This window comes from Neobacillus bataviensis (genome assembly GCF_019969725.1).
Window position 1 is genome coordinate 1 of the sequence record NZ_JAHXYW010000020.1, and the last position, 25,484, is coordinate 25,484.

Annotated in this window: 23 protein-coding genes, 1 rRNA gene and 1 riboswitch; of the genes, 22 read left to right on the top strand and 2 right to left on the bottom strand. The window is 43.1% G+C overall.

Annotated features, from left to right (window positions below):
- Positions 1-10 precede the first annotated feature (10 nt).
- Positions 11-127 (top strand): 5S ribosomal RNA (gene rrf / locus LC455_RS28260).
- A 502-nt stretch (positions 128-629) separates the two neighbouring features.
- On the opposite strand, the gene LC455_RS28265 is transcribed toward rrf, so the two are convergent.
- Positions 630-1,856 carry a TolB family protein gene (locus tag LC455_RS28265; RefSeq protein ID WP_223596036.1) on the bottom strand — a complete coding sequence of 409 codons (1,227 nt, stop codon included), beginning with the start codon at positions 1,854-1,856 and terminating at the stop codon, positions 630-632.
- Between the two features lie 81 nt (positions 1,857-1,937).
- On the opposite strand from LC455_RS28265, the gene LC455_RS28270 reads away from it, so the two are divergent.
- The 15 genes from LC455_RS28270 to purD all read left to right on the top strand — a co-directional run bounded on the left by LC455_RS28270 (position 1,938) and on the right by purD (position 16,584).
- Positions 1,938-2,795: a mechanosensitive ion channel family protein gene (locus tag LC455_RS28270; RefSeq protein ID WP_223596037.1), complete on the top strand. Its 858-nt coding sequence runs from the start codon at positions 1,938-1,940 to the stop codon at positions 2,793-2,795.
- Between the two features lie 56 nt (positions 2,796-2,851).
- Positions 2,852-3,394 (top strand): DUF2179 domain-containing protein, encoded by a 543-nt coding sequence (locus LC455_RS28275; RefSeq protein WP_223596038.1) that lies wholly within the window; start codon positions 2,852-2,854, stop codon positions 3,392-3,394.
- Positions 3,391-3,588 (top strand): NETI motif-containing protein, encoded by a 198-nt coding sequence (locus LC455_RS28280; protein ID WP_223596039.1) that lies wholly within the window; start codon positions 3,391-3,393, stop codon positions 3,586-3,588. Before LC455_RS28275 ends, LC455_RS28280 begins: the two co-directional genes overlap by 4 nt.
- Positions 3,589-3,682: 94 nt before the next feature.
- Positions 3,683-3,784, top strand: a riboswitch (purine riboswitch).
- Positions 3,785-3,912: 128 nt separating this feature from the next.
- Positions 3,913-4,401, top strand: a complete 489-nt coding sequence (gene purE / locus LC455_RS28285; RefSeq protein ID WP_223596040.1) for a 5-(carboxyamino)imidazole ribonucleotide mutase — start codon at positions 3,913-3,915, stop codon at positions 4,399-4,401.
- Complete coding sequence (purK, locus tag LC455_RS28290; RefSeq protein WP_223596042.1) at positions 4,394-5,542, top strand: 5-(carboxyamino)imidazole ribonucleotide synthase; 1,149 nt, start codon at positions 4,394-4,396, stop codon at positions 5,540-5,542. The genes purE and purK overlap by 8 nt, the downstream gene beginning before the upstream one ends.
- Before the next feature lie 3 nt (positions 5,543-5,545).
- Positions 5,546-6,841 (top strand): adenylosuccinate lyase, encoded by a 1,296-nt coding sequence (gene purB, locus LC455_RS28295; protein ID WP_223596044.1) that lies wholly within the window; start codon positions 5,546-5,548, stop codon positions 6,839-6,841.
- A 77-nt stretch (positions 6,842-6,918) separates the two neighbouring features.
- On the top strand, positions 6,919-7,632 hold the full coding sequence (purC, locus tag LC455_RS28300) for a phosphoribosylaminoimidazolesuccinocarboxamide synthase (protein ID WP_223596046.1): 714 nt from the start codon (positions 6,919-6,921) through the stop codon (positions 7,630-7,632).
- Positions 7,625-7,879 carry a phosphoribosylformylglycinamidine synthase subunit PurS gene (gene purS, locus LC455_RS28305; RefSeq protein WP_223596048.1) on the top strand — a complete coding sequence of 85 codons (255 nt, stop codon included), beginning with the start codon at positions 7,625-7,627 and terminating at the stop codon, positions 7,877-7,879. Before purC ends, purS begins: the two co-directional genes overlap by 8 nt.
- Positions 7,876-8,559 carry a phosphoribosylformylglycinamidine synthase subunit PurQ gene (gene purQ / locus LC455_RS28310; RefSeq protein ID WP_223596050.1) on the top strand — a complete coding sequence of 228 codons (684 nt, stop codon included), beginning with the start codon at positions 7,876-7,878 and terminating at the stop codon, positions 8,557-8,559. Before purS ends, purQ begins: the two co-directional genes overlap by 4 nt.
- Entirely contained in the window at positions 8,543-10,768 is a 2,226-nt protein-coding gene (gene purL, locus LC455_RS28315; RefSeq protein ID WP_223596052.1) for a phosphoribosylformylglycinamidine synthase subunit PurL, read from the top strand. Before purQ ends, purL begins: the two co-directional genes overlap by 17 nt.
- Positions 10,744-12,150, top strand: coding sequence for an amidophosphoribosyltransferase (gene purF / locus LC455_RS28320; protein WP_223596054.1), 1,407 nt, complete (start codon positions 10,744-10,746; stop codon positions 12,148-12,150). The genes purL and purF overlap by 25 nt, the downstream gene beginning before the upstream one ends.
- Before the next feature lie 6 nt (positions 12,151-12,156).
- Positions 12,157-13,191 (top strand): phosphoribosylformylglycinamidine cyclo-ligase, encoded by a 1,035-nt coding sequence (purM, locus tag LC455_RS28325; RefSeq protein ID WP_223596056.1) that lies wholly within the window; start codon positions 12,157-12,159, stop codon positions 13,189-13,191.
- Complete coding sequence (gene purN / locus LC455_RS28330) at positions 13,188-13,790, top strand: phosphoribosylglycinamide formyltransferase (protein WP_223596058.1); 603 nt, start codon at positions 13,188-13,190, stop codon at positions 13,788-13,790. The genes purM and purN overlap by 4 nt, the downstream gene beginning before the upstream one ends.
- Positions 13,765-15,303, top strand: coding sequence for a bifunctional phosphoribosylaminoimidazolecarboxamide formyltransferase/IMP cyclohydrolase (gene purH / locus LC455_RS28335; protein WP_223596060.1), 1,539 nt, complete (start codon positions 13,765-13,767; stop codon positions 15,301-15,303). Before purN ends, purH begins: the two co-directional genes overlap by 26 nt.
- 12 nt (positions 15,304-15,315) lie before the next feature.
- Positions 15,316-16,584, top strand: a complete 1,269-nt coding sequence (purD, locus tag LC455_RS28340) for a phosphoribosylamine--glycine ligase (protein ID WP_223596163.1) — start codon at positions 15,316-15,318, stop codon at positions 16,582-16,584.
- Between the two features lie 57 nt (positions 16,585-16,641).
- Here purD and LC455_RS28345 read toward each other — a convergent pair whose 3' ends face one another.
- The gene (locus LC455_RS28345; protein WP_223596062.1) at positions 16,642-16,926 is read right to left on the bottom strand and encodes a YgaP family membrane protein; all 285 of its coding nucleotides are present in this window, start codon (positions 16,924-16,926) and stop codon (positions 16,642-16,644) included.
- A gap of 166 nt (positions 16,927-17,092) precedes the next feature.
- On the opposite strand from LC455_RS28345, the gene LC455_RS28350 reads away from it, so the two are divergent.
- From LC455_RS28350 to ligA, 6 genes are all read left to right on the top strand, one after another.
- Positions 17,093-18,838, top strand: coding sequence for an adenine deaminase C-terminal domain-containing protein (locus LC455_RS28350; RefSeq protein WP_223596064.1), 1,746 nt, complete (start codon positions 17,093-17,095; stop codon positions 18,836-18,838).
- Positions 18,839-18,909: 71 nt separating this feature from the next.
- A complete protein-coding gene (locus tag LC455_RS28355; RefSeq protein ID WP_223596066.1) occupies positions 18,910-19,959 on the top strand; it encodes a DUF3048 domain-containing protein in 1,050 nt (349 codons plus the stop codon).
- A gap of 18 nt (positions 19,960-19,977) precedes the next feature.
- Positions 19,978-20,292 (top strand): YerC/YecD family TrpR-related protein, encoded by a 315-nt coding sequence (locus LC455_RS28360; protein ID WP_223596068.1) that lies wholly within the window; start codon positions 19,978-19,980, stop codon positions 20,290-20,292.
- Positions 20,293-20,417: 125 nt separating this feature from the next.
- Complete coding sequence (locus tag LC455_RS28365; RefSeq protein ID WP_223596070.1) at positions 20,418-21,101, top strand: heptaprenylglyceryl phosphate synthase; 684 nt, start codon at positions 20,418-20,420, stop codon at positions 21,099-21,101.
- A 70-nt stretch (positions 21,102-21,171) separates the two neighbouring features.
- Positions 21,172-23,433, top strand: a complete 2,262-nt coding sequence (gene pcrA, locus LC455_RS28370; RefSeq protein ID WP_223596074.1) for a DNA helicase PcrA — start codon at positions 21,172-21,174, stop codon at positions 23,431-23,433.
- A 30-nt stretch (positions 23,434-23,463) separates the two neighbouring features.
- The gene (ligA, locus tag LC455_RS28375) at positions 23,464-25,470 is read left to right on the top strand and encodes an NAD-dependent DNA ligase LigA (RefSeq protein WP_223596076.1); all 2,007 of its coding nucleotides are present in this window, start codon (positions 23,464-23,466) and stop codon (positions 25,468-25,470) included.
- Positions 25,471-25,484: the final 14 nt, after the last annotated feature.

Below are 25,484 nucleotides of genomic sequence, written 5' to 3' on the forward strand. Positions count from 1 at the left end.
AAGTAAATAGTCTGGCAATTATGGCGAGAAGGTCACACCCGTTCCCATACCGAACACGGAAGTTAAGCTTCTCAGCGCCGATGGTAGTTGGGGCACGCGCCCCTGTGAGAGTAGGACGTTGCCAGGCACAAGAACAGGGCAATCCGCGAGGGTTGTCTTTTTCTATTGGGACCAAAGAATCCTGTTTGAAGAGCCCCATTGACTGTTCTATGGAACAAAACTTACCTCAAACAGCCGGAAATGTCCCATAGACTGTTTCTATAGGACAAGAATCCAGCTTAAACGGCACGAAATGATCCATAGACCCCTACTATGGGACAAAAAGCCAACTCGAATCATACGAAATGACCCATAGACCCCCTCTATGGGACAAAAAGCCAGCTTAAATCATCGGAAATGTCCCATAGACCCCTACTATGGGACAAAAAGCCAACTCGAATCATACGAAATGACCCATAGACCCCCTCTATGGGACAAAAAGCCAGCTTAAATCATCGGAAATGTCCCATAGACCGCTTCTATGAGACAAACAGCCAGCCCAAATCACACGAAATGTCCCATAGACCATACCCGACTGACAAACCCTTTGGTCTTGTTAAATCTTCGTAATATCTTAACCCCAGCAACCTTTATACCTTCCCAATACCAATACCAATTCCCTCATATAAATCCAAAACCTCATCCCAATGCCACTTCTCGTAATACCAGGTTCCTAAAGTAATATCCTTAATCCATAAGTCCTCTCCTGCGTTCCAAGAAACAAATACATTAGCCCTTTCCCTATCCGTCCTAACCCAAATATGAGAACGGTTCACAAACTTCGGTGCAAAGTCGCCTTTCTTTTTAGGAGGGAATGTCACTTGCACTTGTTTTTTAGAAACCTCAAATATACTCGGCAATGGCCGTTTATTAACATCCACTAACTCACTTTCCTTTGAACGTGAAGCATACAAAATATCATTATTCTTCCAAGCAAAGTCCCGATCAGCAAATCCCTTTGGAGTATGAACTACCCTATGAAAATCTGGCACACTAACCGTCTTTAATTGCTTATTCTTCAATGCCTCTCTGCCTGCCCCGCTTATATATCCAAGAGTATTTTTAGCAGGTCCCCATTGAAACCATTCCTCATAGTTTAACATCTCATCAACTCTTTTAAAGATCTTTCCATCAGAGGATAAAACGCAAAGCATATTACCATCAGCAGATAAGGACGCTGCTGGCACCATTAAAAAACTAATCCACTTATGATCATAAGACCATTTAAACTGACTTGTACTAATATAAAGCTCATTTTCCCCAACAGGCACTGTATAAAAGTGCTTTGTTATCGGCCTATGGGGAACTAATAAAACCTTCGATAATATGATATCAGAATTGAGCTTTTCGCTTTCCTTTGAAGAGGTAAGTAACCCCTTTCCATCCGGTAGCCAAGAAAAATTTTCAATATTCACGGCTACTTGATTACCCAGAAAAGAGGAACCCGTATTTAAAACAAATAAATCTTTTCCCTTAAGAAAACCAATTTTATTTTCCCGAGGAGACCATTGAAAGCCTCTGGTAATATTCGGTGCTACTTTAAAGTGTTTGTTTATTTTAATATTGTAAAGCCACAGCTCGCCGTTATAGGGAGAATCCCCGCCCTTTAGGTAAGCAACCCAGTGACCATCAAACGACCACTTTGGATACCTTACATAAGCTCCGGCAGTGATCCTCCTTTCTCTATCACCGATTTTAATCCAAAGGTCATTCCCCCGAACGAAAGCAGCCTTTATAGAGTTTTCAGCATATACAGGTGAATAGAACGAAATGATAGAAAAAACTAGTAACAAAATTAGAAGAACTTTTTTAAGCATAAAAATTACCCCCATTTTATTCATTTAGTATGCCCTCAATGGTAAAGACTAAAGATGAACGGAATGGAAGAAGGTGACATAATGGACAGGCTCGATTTTCTGCATCAGTATAAATTAACTAGTATTGTATTAGCGGTTGTTATCGCATGGCTAACTGTTTTTATCATAAATAAAGTGATTCATAATTTTTTTCAAAAAACGAATTTTCTTGAGGAACGGAAAGAGCAAACGATTGAAAGCATGATTCGTTCCCTCACCAAATACACGGCAACTCTAACAGTTATATTTTTTGCGATATCGCAGTATGTGAATAATTTTGGCAGAGTATTGGCCGGGGCCGGGATTGTCGGGGTTATCGTCGGGTTTGGGGCGCAAAGCCTGATAAAGGATATCTTGTCAGGAATTTTTTTAATTTATGAAAAGCAGCTTCACAAAGGTGATTTTATTACCGTTAATAATACTTTCAATGGGACAGTCGAGGAGATTGGCCTGCGCTTTTTAAAGGTCAGAGAGTGGAGCGGCAAACTGCTTACGATCAGCAATGGGGAAGTAAAGCAGATCCAAAACTATAATATTGACCAAATGCGTGTTATTGAAAGAGTAGTTGTGAGTTATCGGGAAGATCCATCCAAGGTACTGGAGATCTTGAAAATTGCTTGTGAAAAAATAAATGAATCAAACGAGCCCTGTTTAAAAAAGGATTCCTCCGATTGTGTTGTCGAGCCATTTCAAGTTTATGGGATGACGTCAATCAACGCTAACTTTAGAGGGATTGAATATACGATTACCGGCCTTGTGGACGATACTTTATATTGGGATGCTGCCAAAGAGGCAAGACGGATTATTGCTCAAACACTATATGATTATAAGATCAAACTTGCGGAAGATACGATGGTAGTAAAATCCCTAGTTGCTAAAGAATCTATACAAAGGGACTGACCGTTTATAAATTATGTGCTAAAGTATAGTGTGTAAAAAGCAAGGGGGGACATTTTATGTTGGAAAATAGTTTACTTATGGTTGCCATTATCCTCGTGATTAATATTGTTTATGTTTCTTTTTTTACAATAAGAATGATTCTGACCTTAAAGGGCCAGCGTTACTTAGCTGCGTTTCTAAGTATGATTGAGGTGGTTATATATGTACTGGGACTCGGCCTTGTCTTAAATAATCTGAATGAAATCCAAAACCTGATTGCCTATGCGGTGGGATATGGCATTGGTGTCATTGTTGGGATGAAAATTGAAGAGAAACTGGCATTGGGGTATATTACTGTTAATGTCATTACAAAGGAATATGATAAAGATTTGCCTAAAATTTTAAGAGAAAAAGGGTACGGTGTGACAAACTGGGAGGCAAATGGTCTTGAGGGCGATCGCATGGCCATGCAAATTCTCACCCCTAGAAAATTTGAATTAAAGCTATATGATACGATTAAAAGCTTGGATCCGAAAGCATTCATTATCTCGTATGAACCGAAAGCGATTCACGGCGGGTTCTGGGTGAAATCTGTGAAAAGAGGGAAATTGTTTTCATGAGTAAAAAGAAGATGCAATTTGAAGTGCAGGAAAATGAAAGTATTGAGGAATGCCTGAATAGAATAAAGCAGCAAGGATACTTTCCTGTCCGGAGAACAGAAAAACCCATTTTTCAAGAAGTAAAAAAAGGAAATGAGACGATTTATGAGCCGATAGGCCGTCAAATAGTCTTTGAAGCGAAAATAATAGAGTAAAACACGAACGTTATAGAGTGATTTAAAAATAATGTTCGATTTATTGGTTGACAGTCTTAAAGTTGATTGGTAAGATAAAGGCAGATAATCTAACAAAACAACTTATCTTTACCCTCGTATATCCATGGGAATATGGCCCATAAGTTTCTACCCAATAACCGTAAATTATTGGACTATGAGGGAAAGTCAATATGTTCGGCACACAAAATGGGGCGAGTGCTTCCGTTTTGTTGACCTTAAATGCTCACGCCCGGACAAATGGCTTTCTCTTCTAGAGATGCCATTTGTGCCGGGTTTTTATTTTGAATCAATGGGGGAATCGGAATGGAAAAGCGCGTCGGTGTCATCATGGGAAGCAAGTCAGATTGGGAAACGATGAAGAACGCTTGTGAAATATTAGATCAATTAGAGATTCCGTATGAAAAAAAGGTTGTTTCAGCCCATCGAACACCTGATTTGATGTTTACATATGCCGAAAAGGCTAGAGAAAGAGGATTAAAGGTTATCATAGCCGGTGCAGGCGGGGCAGCTCATCTGCCTGGTATGGTGGCGGCAAAAACCACGCTGCCGGTTATCGGGGTGCCGGTGCAATCAAAAGCCCTAAATGGCTTAGATTCTTTGCTATCAATCGTGCAAATGCCGGGCGGTGTTCCTGTGGCAACCGTGGCCATTGGAAAAGCCGGTGCTGTAAATGCCGGGTTACTGGCTGCACAAATATTAGCAACAGAAGACATAGAACTCGTTAATAGATTAGAGGCTAGACGTGAAACTATGAAACTAGAAGCACTAGAAAGTAGTGATCAACTTGTCTAATAAAACCATTTTACCTGGAGCTACCATAGGGATTATCGGCGGAGGACAGCTTGGCAGAATGATGGCATTGTCCGCTAGAGCACAAGGCTTCAGGATTGCCGTTTTAGAGCCTGCCGAAGACTCTCCTTGCGGCCAAGTGGCGGATTTTGAAATCATCGGAGCTTATAATGACCGCGAGGCAATCAGCAGACTAGCCGAGGTCAGCGATGTGATTACTTACGAATTTGAAAATATTGATGCAGAAACATTAGAGTGGATTTGTGAGAAGGCTTATGTCCCGCAAGGTCCAAAGCTATTAACGATAACGCAGGATCGAATCAAAGAAAAAGCAGCCATACGAGAGGCTGGAGTTGAGGTTGCCCCTTATGAGGTCATCAACAGCCTTGAAGATCTTTTTTCAAACATAAAACGGTTGGGTTACCCAGCTGTATTGAAAACGGCACGAGGCGGCTATGACGGCAAAGGACAACTTGTTTTGAAAAGCGATAAGGATTTACAAAAAGCAGATGCACTCATTAACCATGGGGCGTGTGTACTGGAAAAATGGATTCCTTTTGAAAAAGAAATCTCCGTAATTGTAACGAGGAAACTGAATGGTGAAACGGCATTTTTTCCAGTAGCAGAAAACATTCATCATGAAAATATTTTGCATACAACGATTGCTCCGGCAAGGATATCAGGAAATTTACGAGGCCGTGCAATGGAAAAGGCTAAGCTCATCGCTGATTCCATCGGATTGGTCGGTACACTGGCCGTTGAGATGTTTGTGACGGAGGAAGAAACTATTTACATTAATGAACTGGCTCCAAGGCCGCATAATTCTGGACATTACACGATTGAAGCCTGTGAGACGTCACAGTTTGAACAGCATATACGCGCCATCTGTAATTGGCCGTTAGGCAGCACAGAGCTATTAAAACCGGCAGTTATGGTCAATCTATTAGGAGAGCATCTTGAAAATTTATATCAAGAGATTCCGGCAAAGACAGACTGGAAGGTCCATTTATACGGCAAAAAGGAGCCAAAATTGAAAAGGAAAATGGGGCATGTTACCATTTTACGAGATGATGTTTCAGCGGCACTTTCAGAAATAAGCGAAAGCAGCATCTGGCGCACAGCAAAAGAAATGATCGGAGGATAAAACATGATTGATCGTTATACTAGACCTGAAATGGGAGCTATCTGGACGGAGGAAAACCGCTTTAATGCCTGGCTGGAGGTTGAGATCCTCGCATGTGAAGCATGGTCCGAGCTTGGAGAAATACCAAAGGAAGATGTAAAGAAGTTACGCGAGAATGCTTCCTTCAATATTGACCGTATTAAAGAAATCGAAGAAGAAACAAGACATGACGTAGTGGCTTTTACTCGCGCCGTTTCCGAAACATTAGGCGAAGAGCGTAAGTGGGTGCATTACGGCTTAACTTCTACGGATGTAGTCGATACCGCATTATCATATGTCTTAAAGCAGGCAAATGCGATTTTACAAAAAGATCTTGAAAACTTTATTGAGATTCTAAAAAACAAGGCTCAGGAACATAAATACACAGTTATGATGGGGCGGACGCACGGCGTACATGCGGAACCGACGACGTTTGGCTTAAAGCTTGCTCTATGGTATGAAGAGATGAAGCGCAACTTAGAACGGTTTAAGCAGGCTGCACAAGGAATTGAGTTTGGCAAAATTTCCGGCGCTGTAGGTACGTATGCCAATATCGACCCGTTCGTGGAACAGTATGTGTGTGAAAAGTTAGGGCTGCAAAGAGCGCCAATCTCAACTCAAACGCTGCAGCGCGATCGTCATGCTCACTACATGTCCACAATCGCTTTAATTGCAACATCGATTGAAAAATTTGCTGTTGAAGTTCGCGGATTGCAAAAGAGTGAAACGCGTGAAGTTGAGGAATTTTTTGCAAAAGGACAAAAGGGCTCATCGGCCATGCCGCATAAACGAAATCCGATTGGTTCAGAAAATATGACCGGAATTGCCCGCGTGATTCGCGGCTACATGCTGACCGCATATGAAAATGTACCGCTTTGGCATGAGCGTGATATTTCCCATTCATCAGCAGAAAGAATTATTTTGCCGGATGCGACTATCGGCTTGAATTACATGCTGAACCGTTTCGGAAATATTGTGAAAAACTTAACGGTCTATCCAGAAAACATGAAACGCAACATGGATCGTACGCTGGGGTTGATTTACTCACAGCGCGTGCTGCTAGCCTTGATTGACAAGGGATTATCCCGTGAGGAAGCATATGACACGGTGCAGCCAAAAGCGATGGAAGCATGGGAGAAGCAAGTTCCTTTCCGCGGCTTGATTGAAGCAGAAGACAAAATTACTTCCTTGCTTTCACCAGCCGAAATTGCGGATTGCTTTGATTACAACTACCATCTTCAACATGTTGATACGATTTTTGAACGATTAGGATTGAACTAAAAAAATAGAGGGGCATGGATCGTGCCTCTCTTTATAATGAAGTTTCCCAATATTGCGAACACAAGGAGTGATCCATAATGAGTGAACTACTATACGAGGGCAAAGCAAAACGAATTTACGCAACCAACGATGAACAAGTTGTTTTAGTCGAATACAAGGACTCCGCTACAGCTTTTAACGGAGAGAAGAAGGCAGACATCAATGGCAAGGGCCGTTTAAATAACGAGATTACGAGTTTGCTATTTTTAAAGCTTAAAGAGCAGGGAATTGACTCCCACTTTATCAAAAAGACTTCTGAAACTGAGCAGCTAGTGAAGAAAGTCGATATCATCCCACTGGAAGTTGTCGTTCGCAATGTGGCTGCAGGAAGCCTATCCAAAAGATTAGGAATCGAAGAGGGTCAGCAGCTAAAAGCACCACTTGTAGAGTTCTATCTCAAAAATGACGAGCTTGGCGACCCGCTCGTAACAGTTGATCACATTCTTGAACTTAAGGCAGCAACAACAGATGAACTCACAGTATTAAAAGAAAAAGCACTTCAAATTAATACAGTTTTATCAAGCTTTTTTAAAGAACTAGGGATTCGCCTTATTGATTTCAAACTTGAGTTTGGGAAAGACAGTGAGGGTCAAATCCTGCTGGCTGATGAAATTTCTCCTGACACCTGCAGACTGTGGGATCAAGAGACGAATGAAAAGCTCGATAAGGATGTATTCCGCCGCGATTTAGGAAGTTTAACAGAAGCCTATGAAAATATCTTAACAAGACTTGGAGGACGTCAGCATGTATAAAGTAAAGGTGTTTGTCACATTAAGAGAAAGTGTCTTAGATCCGCAAGGGAAAGCAGTTACACATTCCTTAAATTCCTTAAACTATAACGAAGTAAAAGACGTCCGCATCGGAAAATATATGGAATTGACTTTAGAAAAATCAGAACGTGATATTCATGAGGTAATCAATGAAGTTTGCACAAGTTTACTAGCCAATCCGGTTATCGAAGATTACCGATATGAAGTAGAGGAGTGTGTCGCACAGTGAAGTTTGCGGTCATCGTCTTTCCGGGATCCAATTGTGATGTCGACATGTACCATGCCATCAAAGATGAGCTTGGTGAAGAGGTCGAATATGTGTGGCATGATACTGAGAGCTTAGAAGGATTTGACGGAATTCTTCTTCCTGGCGGCTTTTCCTATGGAGACTACCTCCGCACGGGCGCAATTGCCCGCTTCAGCAAGGTCATGAAGGAAGTCGTCAAAGCGGCTGAAGCAGGCAAGCCTGTACTCGGCGTGTGCAACGGTTTTCAAATTCTTCTAGAAGCAGGCTTGCTTCCAGGGGCTATGCGCCGCAACGAAAGCCTTTCGTTTATTTGTAAACCAGTGGAATTAAAAGTCGAAACCAATCAATCGATTTTTACTGCCGCATACGAAAAAGGGCAAACGATTACGATTCCTGTTGCCCATGGCGAAGGGAATTATTACTGTGATGAAGAAACACTGGCAAACTTAAAGGCGAATAACCAAATCGTCTTTACTTATAAGCAAAATCCAAATGGTAGTTTAGAAGATATAGCGGGAATCACCAACGAAAAAGGAAACGTTCTTGGCATGATGCCGCACCCTGAAAGAGCTGTAGATGAACTTTTGGGCGGAGCAGACGGATTAAAGTTATTTCAATCAATTGTAAAGTCATGGAGGGAAGCAAATGTTGTTAAAGCTTGAGCCAAATCCAGAACAAGTAAAAGCAGAGAAATTATATCAGCAAATGGGTTTGTCCGATGAGGAATTTACAATGATTGAAAACATCCTTGGCCGGACGCCAAATTATACGGAAACAGGCTTGTTTTCGGTCATGTGGTCCGAGCACTGCAGCTACAAAAACTCCAAGCCGGTCCTTAGAAAGTTTCCGGTAACAGGGGAGAAAGTCCTTCAAGGCCCAGGAGAGGGTGCGGGAATTGTCGACATTGGCGACAGCCAGGCGGTCGTATTCAAAATTGAAAGCCACAACCATCCATCCGCTATTGAGCCGTATCAAGGCGCAGCTACTGGTGTTGGCGGCATCATCCGCGATGTATTTTCGATGGGTGCCCGTCCGATCGCTCTATTAAACTCACTTCGTTTTGGCGAACTTGATACAGCACGAGTCCGCTACCTATTTAAAGAGGTTGTCGCCGGAATTGCCGGTTACGGAAACTGTATCGGAATTCCAACTGTTGGCGGCGAAATCCAATTTGAACCATGCTATGAAGGGAACCCGCTTGTCAATGCAATGTGTGTAGGTCTCATCGATCATAAGGATATTAAAAAAGGCCAGGCGCACGGAGAAGGTAATACGGTCATGTATGTTGGCGCCAAAACAGGCCGTGATGGTATTCACGGTGCAACCTTTGCTTCTGAAGAATTAACAGAAAACTCAAATGAAGATCGTCCGGCGGTTCAGGTCGGCGACCCGTTTATGGAAAAGCTGCTTTTAGAAGCCTGCCTTGAGTTAATTCACTTCGATGCCCTTGTCGGCATTCAGGATATGGGAGCAGCCGGTCTTACCAGCTCTTCAGCAGAAATGGCGAGCAAGGCCGGAATGGGTATCGAAATGAATCTTGACCTGGTCCCGCAGCGTGAAACGGGAATGACAGCCTATGAAATGATGCTGTCAGAATCACAGGAACGGATGCTGATTGTTGTTAAAAAAGGAAGAGAACAAGAGATCAAGGATCTTTTCGATAAATATGATTTAGAAGCAGTTGCCATCGGTAAGGTTACAGATGATAAAAAGCTGCGCTTAATCCATCAAGGTGAAATCGTTGCTGATGTGCCGGTAGATGCCTTGGCGGAAGATGCTCCGGTTTATCAAAAGCCATCACAGGAGCCCGCGTATTTCCGAGAGTTCCAAGCGATGGAGACTGAAATTCCGCCAGTTGTGGATTTGAAAGAAACTTTATTAAAAATCCTTAGCCAGCCTACGGTTGCCAGCAAAGAATGGGTATATGAGCAATATGACCACATGGTTCGTACTAATACAGTTGTAGCGCCAGGGTCAGATGCTTCTGTAGTCAGAATTCGCGGCACCCGCAAGGCCTTAGCGATGACAACCGATTGCAATTCCCGCTATGTGTACTTAGACCCGGAAACCGGCGGGAAAATTGCCGTAGCCGAAGCAGCAAGGAATATTGTCTGCTCTGGTGCAGAACCATTAGCGATTACTGACAACCTTAACTTTGGCAGTCCGGAAAAACCGGAAGTATTTTGGCAGATCGAAAAAGCAGCTGATGGAATCAGTGAAGCCTGCCGCGTCCTTGAAACACCTGTCATTGGCGGAAACGTATCCCTCTATAATGAAACAAGCGGGACTGCGATTTACCCAACACCGGTAATTGGGATGGTAGGACTTGTGACGGATTTAGACCATATTACGACTCAACACTTTAAAAATACTGGCGACCTTATTTACCTTCTAGGAGAAACAAAAGAAGAGTTCGGTGGCAGCGAATTACAAAAGCTAGTTCACGGCAAAGTTTTTGGCAAAGCGCCAGCATTAAATACGACCTTAGAAAAAGAAAGACAAAATCAAGTTCTGGCTGCGATTCGCGCTGGGGTGGTTCAGTCTGCCCATGACCTATCAGAAGGCGGTCTAGCTGTAGCATTAGCAGAATCCTTATTTAACGGCAACGGACTTGGTGCGGAAGTGAAAATTGCTGGAAATTCAGTTTCTGCCCTATTCAGTGAAACACAATCACGCTTTTTATTATCAGTGAAAAAAGAACATCAAGTGGAGTTTGAAAGTTTAGTTGAAGCTCAATTGATCGGCGAAGTAAATCTTTCAGGAACAGTCAAAGTCAATTCGGATAGCGAAACAGTACTTGAGAGCACAGTAGAAGAATTAAAAGCTGCCTGGAAAGGAGCGATCCCATGCTTGCTGAAATCAAGGGATTAAACGAAGAGTGTGGTGTCTTTGGCGTTTGGGGTCATCCAGACGCTGCCCAACTTACTTATTACGGGCTTCACAGCCTTCAGCACCGCGGCCAGGAAGGGACAGGTATTGTTGTCTCTGATGGCAAAACCTTAAAAGGGGTTAAGGGCGAAGGGCTTGTAACGGAGATTTTTACAGCAGATGCGATGAAAGAATTAACTGGCTCAGCAGCCATTGGCCATGTTCGTTATGCGACAGCAGGGGGCGGCGGTTACGAAAACGTCCAGCCGCTCCTGTTCCATTCACAAAGCGGCAGCCTGGCGCTTGCACACAATGGCAACCTTGTTAATGCGAATTCCTTAAAACATCAGCTTGAGACTCAAGGAAGTATTTTCCAAACAAGCTCAGATACAGAGGTTTTGGCACATTTAATCAGAAGAAGCGGCTTTGCCCATATGAATGACCGCGTGAAAAATGCCCTTTCAATGTTGAAAGGTGCATATGCCTATTTAATTATGACGGAAAACGAGTTAATGGTAGCACTTGACCCTCATGGACTAAGGCCGCTTTCACTAGGGTGCCTCGGCGATGCTTATGTTGTTGCTTCAGAAACATGTGCCTTCGATGTAGTCGGAGCTGAATACATCCGTGATATCATGCCTGGAGAGTTACTAATCATTAATGAGAAGGGGCTGACTTCCGAACGATTTGCAGTCAGCTCAACTAAAGCCATTTGCATGATGGAATATGTTTATTTTTCAAGACCGGATAGTAATATCCAAGGGATCAATGTCCATACGGCCCGTAAAAACATGGGGAAAAGACTGGCAGTAGAAGCGCCGATTGATGCTGACGTTGTTACAGGCGTTCCTGATTCCAGTATTTCAGCAGCCATTGGCTATGCCGAAGCAGCCGGCATTCCTTATGAAATGGGCTTAATAAAAAATAAATATGTTGGCAGGACTTTTATCCAGCCTTCACAAGCCTTGCGCGAACAGGGTGTTAAAATGAAGCTTTCCGCTGTCCGTGGTGTCGTGGAAGGAAAACGTGTTGTCATGGTGGATGACTCGATTGTACGCGGTACGACGAGCCGGAGAATTGTCACACTACTTAAAGAAGCAGGAGCGACTGAGGTACATGTGGTGATCAGCTCTCCTCCAATTAAAAACCCTTGTTTTTATGGAATAGATACGGCAACAAGGGAAGAATTAATTGCTTCTGATAAATCGGTTGAAGATATCAGGGAACTGATTGGGGCCGATTCATTAACCTTTTTAAGTTTAGATGGTATGGTAAAAGCGCTTGGGCAGGACGGTAACGGTGGTTTTTGTCTTGGCTGCTTTACTGGAAATTATCCGACAGAAATATATCCTGATACACTTCAGTACTATTATCAAAGGGGCTGACGACTTTTGGCAAATGCATATACACAAGCAGGAGTAAATATCGAAGCAGGCTATGAAGCCGTTGATCGGATGAAAAAGCATGTTCAAAGAACAGCAAGAAACGGTGTACTGGGCAGTCTCGGCGGTTTTGGCGGCATGTTTGATCTTTCTGCGTTAAATTTGAAAGAACCAGTACTGGTTTCAGGCACCGATGGAGTCGGCACGAAACTGAAGATTGCTTTTATGATGGATCGGCACGATACGATTGGTATCGATGCGGTTGCCATGTGTGTGAATGATATTGTCGTGCAAGGTGCAGAACCGTTATACTTCCTCGATTATATCGCTTGCGGGAAAGCTGTTCCTGAAAAAATCGAGGCCATTGTGAAGGGAATTGCGGACGGCTGTGAGCAGGCTGGCTGCGCTCTGATCGGCGGGGAAACAGCAGAAATGCCGGGACTTTATCGCGAGGATGAATATGATCTGGCTGGATTTACAGTCGGTGCATGTGAAAAGTCGAAGTTAATCAACGGCGAAGCGATCAAGCCTGGCGATGTGCTGATCGGGCTCGCTTCCAGCGGGATCCACAGTAATGGCTATTCTCTTGTTAGAAAAGTGTTTAACAATTGGTCCTTAATTGAATTCGTTGACGAACTCGGGTGTACATTAGGGGAAGAATTATTAAAACCAACGAAAATTTATGTAAAGCCGATTTTGTCTGCGCTTGAAAAGTTTAACCTAAAAGGGATGGCCCATATTACGGGGGGCGGATTTATCGAGAACATTCCAAGAATGCTGCCTGCCGGCCTAGGTGCGGAGTTGGATGAAAAACGCTGGCAGATCCCGAATATCTTCAAATTGATTTCTGAGGTTGGACAAATCGATTATAAAGAGATGTATAATATTTTTAACATGGGAATTGGCATGGTCGTTGCGGTGGATCAAGACAATGCAGCGGAACTTGTGGAATATTTCCGTCAATGTGGTGAAACAGCTTATGAAATCGGCGTCGTGACCGATCAAGAAGGAATAAACATTAAAGGTTTAGGTGGCCGTCGATGAAGAAAATCGCCGTGTTTGCATCAGGAAGCGGAAGCAATTTTCAAACGATCGTTGAGGCTGTTCAATCCGGTGTGCTTGCAGCAAACCTGGCCCTTTTGATTTGTGATAAGCCAGGTGCTTACGTCATCGAAAGAGCAAAAGCATCCGGGATACCTTGTTTTGTTTTTAATCCTAAAGACTATCCTGGCAAGGCAGACTATGAAAAAGTCATATCTGTACTGCTGAAGGAAAATAAAGTGGATTTGATTGTTCTTGCCGGGTATATGCGTCTGATTGGACCGACCTTATTAAAAGAGTATGAGGGGCGAATCGTGAACATTCACCCTTCCCTTCTGCCAGACTTCCCAGGTAAAGATGCAATAGGCCAGGCGTTAGCAGCGAAAGCAAAATGGAGCGGCGTAACCATTCATTTTGTCGATGCTGGAATGGATACAGGCCCGATCATTGTCAGGGAACGAGTACGAATTGAGGAAAACGAGACAAGAGAAAGTTTAACCACGAAGATTCAGGCGATTGAGCATAAGCTATATCCATCGATTCTACAAATGCTTATTACACAAGGAGAGGTTTTATATGCAGAAAAAGCGCGCGCTAATTAGTGTATCTGACAAAAGTGGAGTTAGCGAATTTGCTAGAGAATTAGATCGTTTAGGCTTTGAAATCATCTCAACCGGCGGGACAAAGAAAATGCTTCAGGAGCAGGGGATTCCAGTATTCGGTGTCAGTGATGTTACCGGGTTTCCAGAAATCTTAGAAGGCCGTGTTAAAACATTAAATCCGTATATTCATGGCGGATTACTTGCAAAGCATGATGAGAAGGACCATCAAAAACAGCTTGATGAGCATGGCATTACGCCAATCCAGCTTGTTTGCGTGAATCTCTATCCATTCCAGCAAACGATTGAAAAGCCGGATGTAACGGTAGCGGATGCGATTGAGAATATTGATATTGGCGGACCGACGATGCTCCGCGCTTCTGCAAAAAATCATCAATATGTCACTGTAGTTGTAGATCCTGTTGATTATGATAAGGTTCTGACTGAATTAAAGGCAGATGGTTCAACGAAGCTTGAAACCAGGAGAAAGCTTGCGGCGAAAGTATTCCGCCATACAGCTGCCTATGATGCTTTAATTGCAGAATATATGACCGATCTTGCTCAGGAAGAAACTCCTGAAAAATTGACGGTTACATATGAATTGAAGCAGACATTAAGGTACGGAGAAAATCCGCATCAACAAGCTGCTTTTTATAAAAAGCCATTAGGCTCCACGTTCTCGATTGCAAATGCCGAGCAGCTTCATGGCAAAGAGCTTTCTTACAATAATATCAATGATGCCGATGCCGCCCTGCAAATTGTTAAAGAATTTACAGAGCCTGCAGCCGTTGCAGTTAAGCACATGAATCCGTGTGGTGTTGGAACAGGGAAGACGGGTTTTGAGGCGTTTGAAAAGGCGTTCGCAGCGGACCCGGTATCGATTTTCGGAGGAATCATTGCATTTAATCGGGAAGTCGATGGACAAACGGCTGGAAAACTTCATGAGATTTTCTTAGAAATTATCATTGCTCCTTCTTTCACTAAAGAAGCCTTAGAAATTTTAACAGCGAAAAAGAATTTACGATTATTAACGATTCCGTTCGAGCAAGCACCAAAGGCAGAAATGAAGATGACAACGATCGAAGGCGGATTACTTGTCCAAGAACAGGATCGTTTCACACTAGAGAATGCCGAGATTTCGATTCCAACTAAAAGACAGCCGACAGAGGCGGAATGGGCAGCATTGAAGCTTGGCTGGAAGGTAGTAAAACATGTGAAATCAAATGCCATCGTTGTTTCAAGTGAAGACATGACACTTGGAATTGGTGCCGGTCAAATGAACCGTGTGGGCTCAGCAGAGATTGCCCTGAAACAGGCAGGCACTAAGGCCGAGGGTGCCGCACTTGCCTCCGATGCGTTTTTCCCAATGGATGATACCGTGGAAGCAGCTGCTCAAGCAGGAATTACCGCAATTATTCAGCCTGGCGGATCCATTCGCGATGCCGATTCCATCAAAAAAGCAGACGAATACGGAATTGCAATGGTATTTACAGGAGTAAGACATTTTAAACATTAAGGGGGAGACATGGTGAAGGTTCTAATCATTGGCCGCGGCGGAAGAGAGCATGCCATTTGTCGTAAAGTAAGTGAAAGCCCGCTTGTAGAAAAAGTGTATGCAGCTCCTGGTAATGACGGCATGGTTGATGTGGCGGAGCTTGTTGCAATAGACGAAACGAACAGCGAGCAGCTCCTTCAATTTGCGAAGGAAGAGAACGTGGGCCTAACGATTATCGGCCCTGAAGTTCCGCTGTTGGAAGGTTTGGCGGATAAGTTTGAAGCAGCAGGCTTGAAGGTGTTTGGACCGCGCCAAGCCGCTGCTGAAATTGAAGGAAGCAAATCGTTTGCGAAGGAAGTAATGAAGAAATACCAGATCCCAACAGCTGATTATGCAGTTTTTACCTCTATTGAGGAAGCGCGTCAGTATGTAGAGGAAAAGGGTGCACCGATTGTCATTAAAGCGGACGGCTTAGCAGCCGGTAAAGGTGTAACGGTGGCAATGACTAAAGAGGAAGCCTTAGCAAGCTTGGAAGACATGCTGGTTGGTGCGAAATTTGGGGCTGCATCCGCACGAGTGGTTATTGAAGAATTTTTAAGCGGCGAAGAGTTTTCGTTAATGGCCCTTGTGAACGGAGAAGTGGTCATTCCGCTTGAGATTGCCCAGGACCATAAGCGAGCCTTTGATGGTGACCAGGGGCCGAATACCGGCGGAATGGGTGCCTATTCCCCTGTTCCTCAAATTGGTGCAAATATGGTTCAAACGGCTGTTGAAACCGTTCTTCGCCCTGCAGCCAAAGCGATGGTTAAAGAAGGCAGAAGCTTTTGCGGGATTTTGTATGCTGGATTAATCGCAACTGCTGAAGGCCCAAAGGTGATAGAATTTAACGCGCGCTTCGGGGATCCGGAGACACAGGTGATTTTACCGAGATTGTCGTCGGATTTAGTGGCTGTAATCCTAGAACTTCTAGATGGCGGTGTTCCGGCCCTAGAATGGGACTCCCAGTCCATGGTTGGTGTGGTAGTCGCTTCGAAGGGTTATCCTGAAGAATATCAAAAGGGTGCCGTGTTACATGGATTAGGTGAATTTGATAAAAATGTATTCACCTTCCATGCGGGAACGCGGAAAAACGAAGCAGGCGACTTCACTACAGCCGGAGGCAGGGTTCTTTTAGTAGGAGCAAAGGCTGAAAATTTAGTTGAAGCGCAGAAAAAGGTTTATGCTGAACTTGAAAAATTAAAGTGTGACGGTGTATTTTATCGAAAAGATATCGGTTCAAAGGCTATCTCGCACGTTTTTTGAGTTGTACATTCCTACAAGGAAAGGGCTGACCGATTACGGTCAGCCCCCTTTTAGATTTCAGGTTGGATTATAAGGAACCTCTATACCTTCCATCCCATCCATGGAATCCGTCGAACGATTGTGATCCTCAATCATTCCCTGGCATTTCTCACATAGCGCTGTTATCGGACAATAACGGACAATTCCTTCAGCAACCTTCATCGCTCCGCATAATGCCACAAACAAATAGGAATCCCGCCACGGGTGCTTCACCAATTTAGAGGTACTCCAAGCAAGAATGGTTAGACCCATCGTAATCCGGATTAATGCGTTTAATATGCCGATATTTGGTCTGATATTCATTTTGTTCACTCCTTCACAACATTTTTACAATATTTATCATTTCTTTACTGCTTTAAATTGTAAAGTATGATAGTATAGTATCTAAAGAAATTTTGTAAGGGCTTTCTTTGTTGATAAATCAAGACTTTATTATATAGATAGTTTTTTGAAAAGGGAGGGATTTTGTATGTTGGAACAACGCTACCGCTGGAAAAATAAACACTTGCGCATGCATGTGTCCGTGTTGGATGGGAAAACGGCTCCCACCATATTATTAAAAAATGCTTTGTATTTAAATCAGACCTTTCGCAAATGGATGCGTGCTAATATTTGGATTTACGAAGATCGGATTGTATATGTTGGCAATAAAATGCCGGAAAATGTAAAGAGCTGTGAAATCATTGATTGTACGGACAAAATCCTTGTACCAGGATACATTGAACCACACGCTCATCCATTTAATTTATATAATCCCCATACATTTGCTGCCTATGCATCACAGTTTGGGACCACGACGTTAATTAGTGACAATATGGCCTTGATTTTAAATATGAAAAAAAGGGAAGCGTTCTCATTATTGAAGGACCTTCGTTCGATTCCAACAACGATGTTTTGGTGGTGTCGTTTTGATTCGCAAACCGAAGTTTTGCATGAAGAAGAGATTTTTTCACACAGTAATATTAAATCCTGGCTTGAGCATGATGCTGTCCTTCAGGGCGGCGAGCTGACCGGTTGGCCGAAGCTGCTTGATGGCGATGATATGATGCTGCATTGGATTCAAGAAGCAAAACGGATGCGTAAGCAAATCGAAGGGCATTTTCCCGGTGCTTCTGAAAAAACATTAGCAAAAATGATGCTTTTAGGTGCTGATTGTGACCATGAAGCGATGACAGGTGAGGAGGTTTACAACCGCCTGATGCAGGGATATATGGTATCGCTCAGGTATTCCTCCCTTCGCCCAGATCTGCCGCAAATATTGGATGACATGAAACGATTAGGCATCGAGGCATATGATAGATTAATATTTAATACGGATGGTTCTTCATCGATTTTTTACGAACAAGGACTCAACGACCAAATGATTCGGATTGCGATTGAAAAGGGAGTTCCCGTAATTGATGCCTATAATATGGCAACTGTAAATATCGCCAGATACTACAATATTGATCATTTACATGGTAATATTGCTACTGGCCGTGTTGCCAATATTAACTTTTTATCAAGTATCGAAAATCCAACACCTGTTTCCGTTCTTGCTAAAGGAAAATGGGTGAAGCGAGATGGTGTGAAGGTAGAAGACGCTTATCCTTCCATCAATTGGGCGCCATATGGATTAAAGCCAATGGAGTTGGATTGGGAATTAACAATGGATGATTTGCAATTCTCGATGCCTTTTGGAGTGAAAATGGAGAATTCCGTTATCACAAAACCTTATTCAATCGCGATTGATGTTTCCAGTGATGAACTGCCAACCAATCATGATGAATGTTTCTTTACTTTAATTGACCGGCAAGGAAAATGGCGGATTAATACTATCTTAAAAGGCTTTGCAACCAAGCTTTCTGCTTTAGCAAGCTCGTTTTCGAATACAGGAGATATTATTTTAATAGGAAAAAATAAACAAGATATGATTCATGCTTTTAATAGAATGAAAGAGCTGGGCGGCGGGATAGTAGTGATGGAGAACGCCGAGATTGTCTGCGAGCTGCCGCTCCAGTTAAGCGGAATCATGTCCGAAGCGTCGGTAGAAGATTTAATGATTCAGGAAAAAAGATTGTTCGAAGAGCTGGCGGCCAGAGGTTATTCTTTTTCCGATCCGATGTATAGTTTATTGTTCTTTTCGTCTACTCATTTACCATACATTCGTGTTACACAGCAAGGAATGTATGATGTGATGAATAAAACAGTTCTATTTCCTTCGATAATGCGTTAAACTGTAATTAGGTAAAGGGTTAAAGCGCGAAAGTGTCTAACATCAAGAATGGAATTCGGGGTGTTGCATAGATGAAAAAATGGGCTGTTGCCATGACAGCTGTCCTTTTACTGTTCTCAGGCTGCAGTAACAAGGAAAAGGTTAAGGAACCGGAAAAAAAGCACGAAGTAGTTGACAAAGTGGTGGAAAAAGAGGACCAGAAGCAAGAGGACCCTTATTTTTTCCCGCTGACTGGTATTAGGTCTAAAACCGCTGTCGATGGTCGAGCTGTAGCGGTAATGGTTAATAATCATCCAAAAGCAAGACCGCAGTCAGGTTTAAACAAAGCTGATGTGGTCTATGAAGTGCTGGCAGAGGGCGATATCACCCGCTTCCTGGCCGTTTTTCAAAGTGAAAAGCCGACGAATATCGGTCCTGTCCGAAGTGCAAGGGATTATTATATTGAACTGGCTAAAGGACTAAACGCACTCTATATTGCCCACGGCTGGAGTGAGGAAGCAAAGAAAATGCTTGAGGAAAATTATATCGATAATTTGAACGGAATGGTTTATGATGGGACCCTATTTAAACGATCAAGCACGCGGAAAGCACCTCATAACTCTTATATTACCTATGACAATATTTTAAAGGGCGCCGAACAAAAACATTACTCTATGGAAAAAAGTCCACCTGCTTTTAAGTTCTATACAGAGGAAGAAAGCAAAAATATTACAGGAAATGATGCCAAGTCCGTCATGATTTCCTACTCCAAAAGTGCAATTTCTGATTCAACCTACGAGTATGACAGTACACTAGGCAAATATAAGCGTTTCTCAGGCGGAGAGCAAACCGTTGATTTAGACACGAAAGAACCTGTTCTGCTCGATAATATTTTTATCATTGAAGCCGTTCATCAAGTAATTGATTCGTATGGACGCAGGGATATTGATCTGAAATCCGGCGGAAAAGGTTATTTGCTTCAAAAGGGGAAAGTAACTGAGGTAGAATGGAAGAATAAGAACGGCTTAATTGTTCCGATAAAGGATGGGGAAGAGGTTCGTTTAGTACCGGGAAAAACGTGGGTCAATGTTGTGCCAACCAACCCTGGACTACAAAAAAGCGTTTCATTTAATGTAAATTAATTAAAAGGGGTAAAGTATATGCAAATAAATAAATTAAGGGGAAAAGAGCTCGATCAATTGTTTAAAGCAGTACTTTCATTAAAGGATTTAGAAGAATGCTACCGTTTCTTTGATGATTTGTGCACGATCAATGAAATTCAGTCTCTTGCCCAGCGGTTAGATGTTGCCAGAATGCTCCGTGAAGGAAATACGTACCACAAAATTGAAACCGAAACGGGCGCAAGTACCGCTACGATTTCACGGGTAAAACGCTGCTTGAATTTTGGCAATGATACGTATGAAATGGTTTTGGAACGGATTAAAGAAGAAAACAGCAAAACGGAAGAAGTATAAACAAACCGGAGAGAGCGCTCTTCGGTTTTTCTTTTGGATTTTATTTCTTATATGGTTTTATTTTTTAAACGATTCCTCTAATGCTATAATGGTGAAATGGACTTATGTAATGGAGGAATCCTTTAATGTATGATTTTCGCGAGTGGCGCCACGTGTTTAAACTCGATCCAAATAAAGAAATTTCAGACGACCAGTTAGAAAAAATATGTGAATCAGGCACCGATGCCGTGATGGTCGGCGGAACAGACGGAGTGACCCTTGAAAATGTCCTTGATTTGATGGCAAGAATCCGAAGGTATACCGTTCCGTGCGTCTTGGAAGTTTCCAGCATTGAAACCGTAACACCGGGTTTTGATCTGTATTTTATCCCAACAATCTTAAATAGCAGCGATACGCAGTGGATTACAGGGCTTCATCATCAAGCTGTAAAGGAATTTGGCGAGATCATGGACTGGGATGAAATCGTCATGGAGGGCTATTGCATTTTGAATGAAGATTGCAAAGCGGCCCAACTAACCGCATCTAATTCCCGTATAACCAATGAAGATGTAAAGGCCTACGCGATGATGGCAGAAAAAATGTTTCAGCTGCCGATTTTTTATCTTGAATACAGCGGCAAATATGGAAATGTGGATCTATTAGCAGACGTGAAGAAGGTTCTTGAAAAAACAACTCTTTTTTATGGAGGCGGCATTTCAACAAAGGAGCAAGCGGCAGAAATGGCCAAGCATGCAGATGTGATTGTCGTTGGCAACGCTCTTTATGACAACTTTGAAAAAGCCTTAGAAACGGTAAAAAGTATTCGATAGAAATTTGCGCTTGAATGCAAGGAACGATAAAATAAAAATAAGAACAAATGTTTGTAATGGTGGTGGAATCATGCAATATTTAACGGATAAGCTTTTGAATGGCCTGAATCCAGAGCAGCAAAGTGCCGTAAAAGCAACGGATGGTCCGCTTTTATTAATGGCAGGGGCAGGCAGTGGAAAAACAAGAGTATTAACGCATCGCATTGCGTACTTAATAGTAGAAAAACGAGTAAACCCATATAACATTTTAGCAATTACCTTTACCAACAAAGCTGCACGCGAAATGAAAGAAAGAATCGGGAAAATGATGGGCGGAGCAGCGGAAGAAATCTGGATTTCGACCTTCCACTCGATGTGCGTACGTATTTTACGAAGGGATATCGACCGGATGGGCTTTAACCGCAATTTTACAATTCTTGACACAACTGATCAGCAATCAGTCATTAAAGGGATTCTTAAAGAAAAAAATCTTGACCCGAAGAAGTTTGACCCGCGGGCGCTATTAGGCGCAATTAGTTCTGCAAAAAATGAACTGATTGACCCTGAGGAATATGCGAAAACGGCAGGCGGGTTCTTTGAACAAACCGTAAGTGAGGTCTACACAGAATACCAAAAGCGGCTTCGCAAAAATCAGGCCCTTGATTTTGATGATCTGATTATGACGACGATTCAGTTATTTCAAAGGGTTCCAGAGGTGCTTGAATATTATCAGCGAAAGTTCCAATACATCCATGTCGATGAGTATCAGGATACCAATAGAGCCCAATATATGCTCGTAAAAATGCTCGCGATGCGCTTCAAAAACCTATGTGTTGTCGGGGACTCCGATCAGTCCATCTATCGCTGGCGCGGGGCGGATATTGCCAATATCCTTTCCTTTGAAAAAGATTACCCAAACGCTTCTGTCATCCTGCTTGAGCAAAACTACCGCTCGACCAAAAGGATTCTCTTGGCGGCTAATAAGGTTATTGAAAATAACCTGAACCGAAAAGCGAAGAATCTTTGGACTGAAAACCCGGAAGGTAACAAAATTGTTTATTACCGTGCTGATAGTGAACAGTCTGAGGCTCAATTCGTTGCAGGAAAAATTAAGGAACTAACCCGTGATGACAAAATTAAACTAACAGACATTGCCATTCTTTATCGTACAAACGCCCAGTCCCGTGTTATGGAGGAAGTACTGCTTAAATCGAACATTGGATATTCGATTGTGGGCGGTACAAAATTCTATGACAGAAAAGAAATTAAAGACATGCTGGCATATTTGCGTTTGATTTCCAATCCGGATGATGACATCAGCCTGCAAAGGATTATCAATGTACCTAAAAGGGGAATTGGCTCAACTTCGTTTGATAAGATTGCTAATTTTGCAGCGATGCATGATATCTCCATCTATCAGGCACTCGATTCCATTGAATTGATTGGTGTAAGTCCTAAGATTACGAAAGCCGCGATTGAATTCCGCGACTTAATTCGCAATTATACAAATATGCAGGAGTTCTTATCCGTTACAGAGCTTGTTGAAGAAGTTCTTGATAAGACTGGATACAAGGAAATGCTCAAAGCGGAAAAATCATTGGAAGCACAAAGCCGCTTAGAAAACCTTGAGGAATTATTATCTGTAACCAAAAACTTTGAAGATACAAACGAAGATAAGAGTCTGATTGCCTTTTTAACAGATTTAGCCTTGGTAGCCGACATTGATTCATTGGATGAAGAGGGTGAAAAAGCGGATTCGATTACGCTAATGACACTGCACTCAGCTAAGGGCTTGGAATTCCCGGTTGTCTTCTTGATTGGCATGGAGGAAGGGGTATTTCCTCACAGTCGCTCGCTTATGGAAGAAGCAGAAATGGAAGAGGAACGCCGCCTTGCCTATGTGGGTATTACGCGTGCAGAGCAAAGCTTGTTCTTAACCAATGCCCAAATGAGAACCTTGTTCGGACGAACCAATATGAACCCAGCATCTAGATTTATCAGCGAAATTCCGGAAGACCTTTTAGAGGGTGTCGAACCAGAAAGACGCCAGGCTTCTCCTTTTGGCAGCTCAAGGTCATTCGGATCATCAGGATCTTCATTTGGTGGTCGGGGAAGCACATTTGGCACCCCATCCGCACCTCGGAAACCCGTCATGCGCCCAGTTTCAGCCTCTTCCGGCGGTGATGAACTTGGCTGGAAGGTCGGCGATAAAGCCGCGCATGGTAAATGGGGTATTGGGACGGTCGTAAGTGTAAAAGGCCAAGGCGAAGGGACGGAGCTTGATATCGCCTTCCCAAGTCCAGTAGGCATCAAGCGCTTGCTCGCCAAATTTGCCCCAATTAAAAAAGCGTAAGATTGAAATGTTAATGAAAGGGCTGGGTATATGGACCTTCAAATCGCTGAACAAAAAATAAATGAACTTAGAAACCTATTAAATCAATATGGTTATGAATATTATGTTTTGGATGCGCCGACCGTTCCGGATGCGGAATATGATCGGCTGATGCAGGAATTACTAGAGCTCGAAGAAAAGTTTCCGCAGCTTAAAACACAAGATTCACCTACGGTGCGAGTGGGCGGTGCTGTGCTGGATGTATTTGAAAAAGTCGAGCACCGGACGCCGATGCTAAGCCTTGGGAATGCTTTTAATGAGCAGGACTTAAGAGATTTTGACCGCCGAATCCGTCAGGCAGTCGGCGATGATTTTTCCTATGTTTGTGAACTAAAGATTGATGGACTTGCCGTTTCGTTAAGATATGAAAATGGGCTGTTTGTTCAAGGGGCGACCCGCGGGGATGGAACAATTGGCGAAGATATTACCTCGAATCTGAAAACCATCAAATCGATTCCGCTCCGTTTGCGTGAAAATGTTTCACTAGAGGTACGCGGTGAAGCCTACATGCCAAAGCGTTCCTTTGAAGCCCTAAACCAGGTTCGTGAAGAGCGTGGCGAGGAGCTGTTTGCTAATCCTCGTAATGCTGCTGCCGGATCACTAAGACAGTTAGATCCGAAGATTGCTGCTTCGAGAAAACTGGACGTCTTTTTATACGGCATTGGCAATACCGGAGAAAGCGGCGTTATTTCGCATAGCGAAGGTCTTGATTACTTAGACCATCTTGGATTTAAAACGAATAAAGAAAGAAGAAAGTGCTTGCTGATTGATGATGTCATTGATTTCGTCAATAGCTGGGTGGAAAAGAGGCCGGGTCTTCCATATGAAATCGACGGTATCGTCATAAAAGTCGATTCATTGGAGCAGCAAGCTGCACTCGGAACAACGGCTAAAAGCCCTCGTTGGGCAATTGCCTTTAAGTTTCCGGCTGAGGAAGTGATTACAACGCTTTTGGATATCGAGTTAAGTGTTGGAAGAACAGGTGTCGTTACTCCAACAGCCATTCTAGAGCCGGTTAAAGTGGCAGGAACAACCGTTCAGCGTGCTTCCTTGCATAATGAAGATTTAATCCGTGAAAAAGATATTAAAATTGGTGATAAAGTTGTCGTCAAAAAAGCAGGCGATATCATTCCAGAGGTGGTCAATGTATTGGCTGACCAAAGGACTGGAGATGAAAGGGATTTCCACATGCCGACCCATTGTCCAGAATGTGAAAGCGACCTTGTCCGGCTTGAAGGGGAAGTGGCGCTTAGATGCATTAACCCGAAATGTCCGGCCCAAATTCGCGAGGGCTTGATTCATTTTGTCTCAAGAGATGCGATGAATATTGATGGGCTCGGAGAAAAGGTGATCAGCCAGCTTTTTGCTGAAAAATTAATCAGTGATGTGGCTGATATTTATAAGCTTACCCGCGACCAGCTATTAGCACTTGAACGGATGGGTGAAAAGTCTGTATCTAATTTATTGAAGGCCATTGAGGCATCAAAAAGCAATTCTCTCGAAAAGCTGCTTTTTGGCTTAGGAATTCGTCATGTGGGAGCGAAAGCAGCCAAGACGTTAGCAATAAGCTTTGGTACTATGGATAAGCTGGCATCTGCTGCGAAGGATGAATTAATCACCATTAACGAAATTGGTGATAAAATGGCCGATTCAATTGTAGCCTTTTTTGAACAAGACGAGGCTGGTGAGCTTATCCAAGAATTAATCGCTGCAGGCGTCAATATGGAATACAAAGGAGCAAAACCTGTTTCCGCTGAAGAATCGGATTCTATTTTTGCCGGAAAAACGGTTGTTTTAACGGGAAAGCTTGAACAATTATCGCGAAATGAAGCGAAGGAAAAAATTGAAGCGCTCGGCGGCAATGTGGCGGGCAGCGTCAGTAAGAAAACCCATCTCGTCATCGCGGGTGAGGATGCCGGCTCAAAGCTAGCTAAGGCGCAAGATCTGGGAATTGAAGTATGGGATGAGGAGAAGCTTTTAGTAGAATTAAATAAGTAGTAAGAGGTGTTATC